This window comes from Actinotalea ferrariae CF5-4 (genome assembly GCF_000603945.1).
GTDB lineage: Bacteria > Actinomycetota > Actinomycetes > Actinomycetales > Cellulomonadaceae > Actinotalea > Actinotalea ferrariae.
The window spans coordinates 1-3,497 of the sequence record NZ_AXCW01000343.1 but is presented as its reverse complement, the minus strand read 5'-3'; the positions used below and the strand labels follow the sequence as shown (position 1 = coordinate 3,497).

Below are 3,497 nucleotides of genomic sequence, written 5' to 3'. Positions count from 1 at the left end.
GGAGGCGGCGACGGGCGAGGCGGAGGCCCCGGCCGAGGAGGAGGCCGAGGAGGAGGCCGACGCCGGCGGCGGCGCGGCCGCCGCGTGCGCGCCGGAGCAGCTGACGACGACGCTGGCCGTCGACGCGGCGACCTACCCCGCAGGGGCCACGCCGACCTTCACGGTCACGTTGACCAACTCCGGCGACAGCGCGTGCACCGTCGATGCCGGGCTCGCGAACCAGTCGCTCGTCGTGACGTCCGGCGCGGACCGCATCTGGTCCAGCGCGGACTGCCCCGCGGAGGCGGCCGGGGAGCGGCTCCTCCTCATGGCACCGGGCGCGGCCGAGGCGATGCCCGTCGCGTGGCCGCGGGTGCGGTCGGACGAGGCCTGCACCGCCGGGCTCCCGGAGCCGAGGCCGGGGACGTACACGGCCGTCGCCGTGGTCGCCGGCGCCCAGAGCGGCCCGGTGGTGCTCGAGCTCGGCTGAGCCGGACGGTCAGTCCGCTGTGCCGCGCGTGCGGCCGGTCTCCCGCGCCTCGCGCCGTGCGGCGTTCTCGGCGAGGCGCTCGCGCACCACGAGCTCGACCACCTCCGGTGGCAGCGGTGACTCCGGTGCGAACCGGATCGTGCTGCCGCTCACGTCGAGCCCGGTGAGCCGGTCGGCCAGCCGACGGATCAGCGCCGGGCTCTGGCTCACGAGGCTGACGTGGTTCCGGAAGGCCCCGTAGGAGACGAGCGGCCCGTCGTGGTGGAAGGACGGGACGCCGTAGGCGACGCGCTCGGTCGCCGCCGGGGCGACGTCGCGGATCTGCCGGCGCAGCGCGTCGAGGGCGTCGCGCTGACCGACCGGCAGGGCGGCCAGGTAGGCGTCCACCTCCTCGGGCCGGTGCGCCGGCGGCTTCCTCGTGGCCACGAGGGACCTCCCGTCATCCCCGGCCGGGCGGCCGGCCCGGACGTCAGACGTAGCGCTCGAGGATGCTCGACTCGGCGAGCCGGGACAGGCCCTCGCGCACCGCGCGGGCCCGCTGCTCGCCGACGCCGTCGACGGCCATGAGCTCGTCGATGCCCGCGGCCAGCAGCTTCTGGAGGTTGCCGAAGTGCCCCACGAGCCGGTCCACGATCGTGCCCGGCAGGCGGGGGACCTTGGACAGCAGGCGGTAGCCGCGCGGGCCGACGGCGCCGTCGAGCGAGTCCTCGACCCCGATGAGGCCCAGGACCCGCGCGATGTGCGTGAGGTCGAGCAGCTGCGTGGCGTCCAGGGTCGCGAGGGCGGCCTGCACGTCGGCCAGGCTGCGGCCCGACCGGCCGTCGTCGACGTAGTCCCGGATGACGAGCTGGCGGTCCGCCCCGATGCCGCCGACGAGCTCGTCGAGCTGGAGCGCCATGAGGCGGCCGTCGGTGCCGAGCTCGACCACGTAGCCGGCGATCTCCTCGGAGATGCGCCGGACCATCTCGAGGCGCTGGACGACGGCCGCGACGTCGCGCACCGTGACGAGGTCCTCGATCTCCAGCGCGGACAGCGTCCCGCTCACCTCGTCCAGGCGCGCCTTGTAGCGCTCGAGGGTCGCGAGCGCCTGGTTCGCCCGGGACTGGATGACGTCGGAGCCCTCGAGCACGTACCGCGAGTTGCCCACGTACACGGCGACGATGCGCATCGACTGGGACACCGAGATGACGGGGAACCCGGCCTGCTTCGCCACGCGCTCGGCGGTGCGGTGCCGCGTCCCGGACTCGGTCGTCTCGATGGTCGGGTCCGGCAGCAGCTGCACGGCCGCACGGAGGATGCGCGTCGCGTCCCGGTCGACGACGACGGCGCCGTCCATCTTGGCCAGCTCGCGCAGGCGGGTCGCGGAGAACTCGACGTCGAGCGCGAACCCGCCCGAGCACATCGACTCCACGACCGCGTCGTGGCCCAGGACGATGAGGGCGCCCGTGCGCCCACGCAGGATCCGCTCGAGCCCGTCGCGCAGCTCGGTCCCGGGCGCGACGGCCGCGAGGGTGGAGCGCAGCGTGTCCTCGGCGGAGCGCTCGGTCGTGACCACGGCACGAGGGTACGCGAGCATGACCGCGGTGAACCGTCTGGATGACCCGGACGGCGGGTCCGGGCGCGTCATCGTCCGGTCACACGGGGTCAGACGCCGCGCAGACGGGGACCGCGCGCGAGCTCGACGGCCTGGGCCAGGTGCCCGGCCTCGAGCAGCGTGAGCCCCGGGACGGTCGCCGGGTCCACCGCGCCGACGGGCACGACGGCGCGCGTGAAGCCCAGCCGGCGGGCCTCCGCGAGGCGCCGGTCCAGCCCGACGACCGGCCGGATCTCGCCGGCCAGGCCCACCTCGCCGACCGCGACGAGGTGGTCCGCCAGCGGGACGTTCTCCCCGCCGCTCGCCGTGGCCAGCGCGACCGCCAGGTCCGCACCCGGCTCCGTCACACGGGCGCCCCCGACGGAGGACACGTAGACGTCCTTGTCGGCGAGCATCACGCCGGCGCGCCGCTGCAGGACGGCGAGCACCATGGCGAGCCGACTGGAGTCCACCCCGCTCGTCGTGCGTCGGGGGTTGCTCAGGAGCGTGGGCACGACCAGCGCCTGCACCTCCGTGGCGAGCGGGCGACGGCCGTCGAGGGTGACCGTGACGCAGGTGCCCGGGACGTGCTGCACCGCGTGGGACAGGAAGAGGCCGCTGGGGTCGGGTAGCTCCACGATCCCCTGCTCGGTGAGGTCGAAGCAGCCCACCTCGTCCGTCGGCCCGTACCGGTTCTTGGTCGCGCGGACGAAGCGCAGGCGCGAGTGGCGGTCGCCCTCGAACTGGCACACCACGTCGACGAGGTGCTCCAGGGTGCGGGGCCCGGCGACGGTGCCGTCCTTGGTGACGTGGCCGACGAGCAGCGTGGGCAGGTCCCGCTCCTTGGCCGCCGCGATGAGGGCCGCGGCGACCTCACGTACCTGGCTCACGCCGCCCGGCGCGCCGTCGACCTGGACCGACGCGATGGTCTGCACCGAGTCGACGACGAGCAGGGAGGGGTTCGTCTGCTCGATGTGGCCGAGCACGGCGCCAAGGTCGGTCTCCGCGGCGAGCAGGAGGCGGGGCGCGAGGGCCCCGATCCGGTCGGCCCGTAGCCGCACCTGGCCCGCGGACTCCTCCCCGGTGACGTACAGGACGGTGCCCGATCCCCGTGCGACGCGTCCGGCCACGTCCAGGAGCAGCGTCGACTTGCCGACGCCGGGCTCCCCGGCCATGAGGACGACGGCCCCCGGCACCAGCCCGCCGCCGAGCACGCGGTCGAGCTCACCCACGCCCGTCGGCCGGGCGCGCGCCGCCTCGACGTCGATCTCACCGATCGGCCGGGCAGGGCCGCGCGGCGGGGTGGCTGCCGTGCGGGGACCGGACGCCGCAGGTCCCTCCTCGGCGACCGTGCCCCAGGCCTGGCACTCCCCGCAGCGGCCGACCCACTTGGACGTCGTCCAGCCGCACTCGGCGCAGGCGTAGTCCGGCCGGGCGCTGCGCGCGGCCCGGCCG

Annotated in this window: 4 protein-coding genes; 1 reads left to right on the top strand and 3 read right to left on the bottom strand. The window is 75.7% G+C overall.

Going from position 1 to position 3,497, the window contains the following annotated elements; genetic code table 11:
- The coding region (locus N866_RS21615; protein ID WP_052023214.1) for a hypothetical protein at positions 1-469 on the top strand (469 nt) is incomplete at its 5' end.
- 9 nt (positions 470-478) lie between these two features.
- Here N866_RS21615 and N866_RS17450 read toward each other — a convergent pair.
- The 3 genes from N866_RS17450 to radA all read right to left on the bottom strand — a co-directional run.
- Positions 479-895 carry an iron chaperone gene (locus tag N866_RS17450; RefSeq protein ID WP_052023213.1) on the bottom strand — a complete coding sequence of 139 codons (417 nt, stop codon included), beginning with the start codon at positions 893-895 and terminating at the stop codon, positions 479-481.
- Between the two features lie 43 nt (positions 896-938).
- On the bottom strand, positions 939-2,024 hold the full coding sequence (disA, locus tag N866_RS17445) for a DNA integrity scanning diadenylate cyclase DisA (RefSeq protein ID WP_034228944.1): 1,086 nt from the start codon (positions 2,022-2,024) through the stop codon (positions 939-941).
- 89 nt (positions 2,025-2,113) lie between these two features.
- Positions 2,114-3,497, bottom strand: a 1,384-nt coding sequence (gene radA, locus N866_RS17440; protein ID WP_034228942.1) for a DNA repair protein RadA, incomplete at its 5' end; no start/stop codon positions are given.